Here is a 4,546-nt window from a genome sequence, read left to right on the forward strand (position 1 = left end):
GCCGGGCGGGCGTCGCGCTCGCGCCGTCCGGAGCGCAGCAGGGCGTCCACCGACGCGGCCGTCGGCTCGTCGCTGTAGTGATCGGGCTTCGGGCCGATCCGGTGCGGCGCGTCGGGCCAGTAGTCGGAGATCGAGGGAAAGGGGGGAGGGGTCGGGGCTTCGGGGCGGCGGTAGTTCGCATCGGGGTCGGTGGAGGCAGGGTTTTCCACGGCACGTGCTCCCTCGAGGGCAAGCGCCACCGCCCGCGGGATCGCTGCGAGCATCAGCGCGTGGTGAGTCCCTCGTCACTACGGATGAGGAGCCCGATCGGATCGATCACCTAGGGTGTTCGCGAGATTGCCCCTTGCCATCGGCGCGTTCTGCCCCGAATATTGCTGCGGCACACCCGTACGCGGGAGCCCAGATAAGCTTTGTTTGCTATTCAGGGAACGGAATCGGATGTCCCCAGAGGATGGTGACCGGCCCGATCTACGGGTCGGCGGTTGGATTCCCCCCATTCAGCACTTCGCCCCACCCGAGCGGCGACGGCCCCCGGCCGGCCCGCCGGCCCCTGAGCCCGCCGCCGCGGTCACCCAGGGCCGGCCGCACCGGCTGCCGCCGCGGACCCGGCCGGGGACCCTGCTCGTCGGCGCCGCGGTCCTGAGCGCCCTGGTCGCCGCCGGCCTCGCCCTGTCGACGGGTGAGAAGGAGCGCCGCGCCGCGCCCTCCTTCGTCCTGCTGCCGACCGGCCCGGTCATGCCCGGGCCGGTCGAGGTGCCGTCCCCGGCGGCCGCCGAGCCGCCACCCAGCCGGTCCGCCGGGATACCGACCACCGGCCACCGGGCGCTGCGCCCACCGGCGAGGCCGGACCGCAACCGGCCGCCGGCGTCGCCGTCCCCGTCGCGGGCCGCGCTCCCGGTGGTCGGCGCCGATGTCGGTCTCGAGCCGGTGGGCGAGCCGGGCCGCCGGGTGCGGCACCGCGACTTCCGGGCCCGCATCGATTCCATCGGTCCCGGCAGCCCGGCACTGGACCGGGCCGACTCCGGCTTCACCGTGCGCGCCGGCCGCGCGCGCGGCTCCTGCGTCTCGTTCGAGTCGGACAACTATCCCGGCTACTTCCTGCGGCACCGCAATTTCGCCCTGCGCCTCGACCGGGCCGACGGCTCCGCCCTGTTCGACGCCGACGCGACATTCTGCCCGGTGCCCGTGGCGGCCGGCGGATTCGTGCTCCGCTCCCACAACCATCCCGACCGCCACCTCACCGAGAGCGACTCGCTGCTGCTACTGACCCGGACGCCCGCCGCGGACGCCCAGGCCTTCGTCACCCGCAGTCCGCTCAGGGACCCCGTCCTGACGGCGCGGACCGGCCGCGGCTTCAGCACCAGAACGTCCTGGCGGAGCCCGCCCTCGGCGATCGGGGGCCTCGCGCATCGCGGTGGCCCGCATCGCGGTCGCGGCAAGCGGATCGACGGCGGAGTGCGGCGGCGCCACGCACACCCCTGACCCGTGATCCAACCAGCAGGACATCGCCGGGCCACCGGACCCGGCGGTCAGAAGCTGCTGTTCGACCACCAGTGGGCGAAGAGTTCCCGGTCGCCGACGATCTCGACGTCCGCCGTCTGCACCGACAGGCGCCGGTTGAGCAGGAGCAGCAGTTGCAGCGCGGGCCCCCGTACCGTGACGTCCGCCCGGTCGTGGCCGTGCCGCCAGGTGACACCGGCCGGGCCCCGGGTGACCGACCACTCGCCGCCCGATCCCAGGCCCGAGTCCGTGGCGACGAACAGCAGGGATTCGCCGTCACCCGCCAGACCGAGGAAGGCGCTCGGTACGCCGATGTCCGGCCTCGACAGAGTCGCGGCGATGTCCAGCAGGTCGGACACGCCGTCGGCCGCGAGGTCCGCGGCCAGGTCGCCCTTGATGCCGAGAGCGAATTCGGCGTCGAAGCGATGCACCACCTCGTCGTGGAGCATCCGCCGAAGCCAGAAGCCCGCCGACCGATCCCGCTGCCACGTCCACACCCGCTGCTCCGGACCCGCGTCCCGCACCGCGCCGGCGAGCATCCGCGCGCCCGCGGTCAGCCACTCGCCGCGCCCATCGGGGTCGGCGGGCACGACCACCTCCTGCATGGGGATCGGCTCCAGCAGGCGCCGCCGGACGATCTCGGCCGCCCACCGGTGCCCGCGGCCGACATGCCCGACCAGCTGCTCCAGCGTCCAGCCGGGGCAGGCCGGGATCGGATGCCCGCCGTCCGCCTCGCCCGCCAACCCGGCCAACCTGGCCGTCTCGGCTTCGAACTCCATGAAGTACCTGTCGAAATCAAGCATGCAATCGCACATCCCCGGGCTTGGCGGACAACCATTCACCCTCAATGATCTCCTACTCCGTAGGGCCTACGGTTTCTTGCATGATCAACGCGGTGAGTGCCGGCATGGGAACCATCCTCAGCGCTCTCCACGAGGCCTCCGGCAAGGTCGAGCGGGTCTTCATGGACATCGCGTTCGGCTACGACATCTCCGTACCGGGCCTGCCCGACGATGAGGTGACGTATCGAGGGACGTATCTCTGGTACCCGGAGAAGGACGGAACCCTGACGTTCCACTGCCTGGAGATCCAGCTTCCGTGGCGGTCCGGCGACGTGAGCAACGTCCCGTCCGAGATACGCCTGTCCATCAGCGTCAGGCCGCACGAGCACGGATTCACCATCGGCGCCGCCCTCGAGGTGGACCTGGTCACGCCGCTGCACAACCTCGAGGCCGGCGAACACCAGATCATGAGCCGGGCGGAGGAGCAGACGACGGTGGCCGGCGCCGTGGCCGCCATCGGCCGCTGCCGCGACGCCTTCGCCGAGCACCACGGCCTGTTCCACCACATCGGCTTCCTGCCGCGCGGGTGACCCGGGCGAAGGGCGACGTCTCGAGCGGATTCCCCGTGGATTCCGGGCGATCCTTCGTTCACGATGACGGGGTGAACAGGCGCCGGCGTAAGAAGTTGCAGCAGCGCCTGACGGAGGCCGCGGGCCGGGCCGACGTCAGCCGGGTCGCCGGCCTGCTGCTGGACGGCGCGGATCCGAACCTGCCGGATCCCGGCGGAAGCACGCCGCTGTACCGGGCGAGCGTCCAGAACCTGGCGGGCAATGTCCGGGCGCTGGTAGCGGCCGGCGCCGACCCGAACCGGGAAAGCGGCGCCGGGGACGAAGGGCTCCCGCTGTGCGGTGCCGCGTGCTGGGGCCACGCCGACGCGGTGCGGGAACTGCTGGCCGCCGGCGCCGACCCGAACCGGCGCGAAGACCAGGGGCACGGGCCCACCGCGGCCGAGTGGGCCGCCCTGGGCGATCATCGCGACACCCTCGAACTGCTGCTGACCGCCGATCCCTCACCGGCACCGCCACCTTCGCGAACCGCGCCGGTCTGAGTGCTCAGCCCAGGCACAACGCGGCCAGGCGGGGCAGCCGGCGGCGCACCTGCTCATCGTCCTCGAAGTCCCATGTCGTCTCCAGGGGGGATACCGTCCGACCACCGGGTTCGGCAGGTCCGCGGTGCCGGTGAGCTCGTCATAGGCGTCCCGGACGACTCCGTACATCGACTCGCACACGAGGAAGGCGTGCGGGGCGATGCCCAGACGGTTGCCCCAGGCGACCGCGGCCGCGGTCAGGTGGTCCGCCATCAGGACGCCTCCGATGTCGATCAGGAGGGCAGCACGGCGGGCACGGGCGTCGGCGGTCATCTCGGTGTGGGCTTCACGCGGCCGCCGTGGACGCCTGCTGCTGACGCCGTTCGCCGAGGTGGCCGCGTTCGAAGCGTGCACCGGCACGCACCAGGGCGACCAGGTGCGGCGCGTTGACCGCCCGCCACCGCCGCGCGGCCTCGATGAGTGTGAACGCCATGGCCAGGCGAGCGGCTTTCGGGCCCGGTCCCTTGGCGACCCTGGTGCGGTGCCCGACCGTGGCGAACGTCGACACGATCGGGTTGGTGATGCGCAGGCACCCACCGCTCGGCCGGAAAGTCACAGAACGCCAGTGGTTCATCGAGGTCGTCGACGACCTTCGCGACAGCCTTGCCGAACCTCGCCCCACAGGCGCCGTCACGCACGACCCCTCGCCCAGCGAGCCGCCCGACACGGCCGCCTCGAACATCACCGCCGGCGTCGGCTCCTGGGGTTTGGCTACGGTAAGCACGGGCGCACCCTCCCCACCTGCGTTGACGCGGGTGCCCTACTCGATTCCTCGGCTCGGAACTCGCCGGCAGGCTACCCCTCCCGACGCTCATCCCCAGGCTTCAAGCGTTGCTCACCGAGAGAACCGCTGACCGCGACCGGCGGGCTGCGTCCGCTTGCGTGACTGGGGGCTGCGTCCGCTTGCGTGACTGGGGGCTGCGTCCGCTTGCATGTCCGGTGGGGTGCTTCGCTTGCGCAACCGGCGGGCTGCGTTCGCTTGCGTGACTGGCGGGCTGCGTCCGGTTGCGCAACCGGCGAGGTGCATCCACCTGCGCAACCGGCGAGGTGCGTCCGCTTGACCCACCACCCACCCCGGCCTGCCCGACCGACCCTCCTGCCGCGCCCACAGCGCGGA

Annotated in this window: 5 protein-coding genes and 1 pseudogene; 3 read left to right on the top strand and 3 right to left on the bottom strand. The window is 72.3% G+C overall.

What is annotated here, in order from left to right; all coding sequences use genetic code 11:
* A partial coding sequence (locus tag AB0F10_RS44390) for a hypothetical protein (RefSeq protein ID WP_360640407.1) occupies positions 1-209 on the bottom strand: 209 nt, incomplete at its 3' end.
* A gap of 229 nt (positions 210-438) precedes the next feature.
* On the opposite strand from AB0F10_RS44390, the gene AB0F10_RS44395 reads away from it, so the two are divergent.
* Complete coding sequence (locus AB0F10_RS44395; protein ID WP_360640410.1) at positions 439-1,482, top strand: AbfB domain-containing protein; 1,044 nt, start codon at positions 439-441, stop codon at positions 1,480-1,482.
* 47 nt (positions 1,483-1,529) lie between these two features.
* On the opposite strand, the gene AB0F10_RS44400 is transcribed toward AB0F10_RS44395, so the two are convergent.
* The gene (locus AB0F10_RS44400) at positions 1,530-2,303 is read right to left on the bottom strand and encodes a maleylpyruvate isomerase family mycothiol-dependent enzyme (protein WP_360640413.1); all 774 of its coding nucleotides are present in this window, start codon (positions 2,301-2,303) and stop codon (positions 1,530-1,532) included.
* Positions 2,304-2,383: 80 nt separating this feature from the next.
* Here AB0F10_RS44400 and AB0F10_RS44405 point away from each other — a divergent pair, with 80 nt between their 5' ends.
* Both AB0F10_RS44405 and AB0F10_RS44410 read left to right on the top strand, forming a co-directional pair.
* Entirely contained in the window at positions 2,384-2,872 is a 489-nt protein-coding gene (locus AB0F10_RS44405) for a hypothetical protein (RefSeq protein WP_360640415.1), read from the top strand.
* A gap of 71 nt (positions 2,873-2,943) precedes the next feature.
* A complete protein-coding gene (locus AB0F10_RS44410; protein WP_360640418.1) occupies positions 2,944-3,390 on the top strand; it encodes an ankyrin repeat domain-containing protein in 447 nt (148 codons plus the stop codon).
* Between the two features lie 325 nt (positions 3,391-3,715).
* On the opposite strand, the pseudogene AB0F10_RS44415 reads toward AB0F10_RS44410, so the two are convergent.
* Positions 3,716-4,049 (bottom strand): annotated as a pseudogene (locus tag AB0F10_RS44415) (IS256 family transposase); the annotation flags it as partial.
* Positions 4,050-4,546 lie beyond the last annotated feature (497 nt).

The organism is Actinoplanes sp. NPDC026623, from assembly GCF_040638275.1.
Classification (GTDB): domain Bacteria; phylum Actinomycetota; class Actinomycetes; order Mycobacteriales; family Micromonosporaceae; genus Actinoplanes.

What these genes read in the sequence shown, in the direction of transcription:
- AB0F10_RS44395 (WP_360640410.1), top strand. Translation starts at nt 439, where the DNA reads ATGTCCCCAGAGGATGGTGACCGGCCCGATCTACGGGTCGGCGGTTGG.
- AB0F10_RS44400 (WP_360640413.1), bottom strand. Translation starts at nt 2,303, where the DNA reads ATGCTTGATTTCGACAGGTACTTCATGGAGTTCGAAGCCGAGACGGCC.
- AB0F10_RS44405 (WP_360640415.1), top strand. Translation starts at nt 2,384, where the DNA reads ATGATCAACGCGGTGAGTGCCGGCATGGGAACCATCCTCAGCGCTCTC.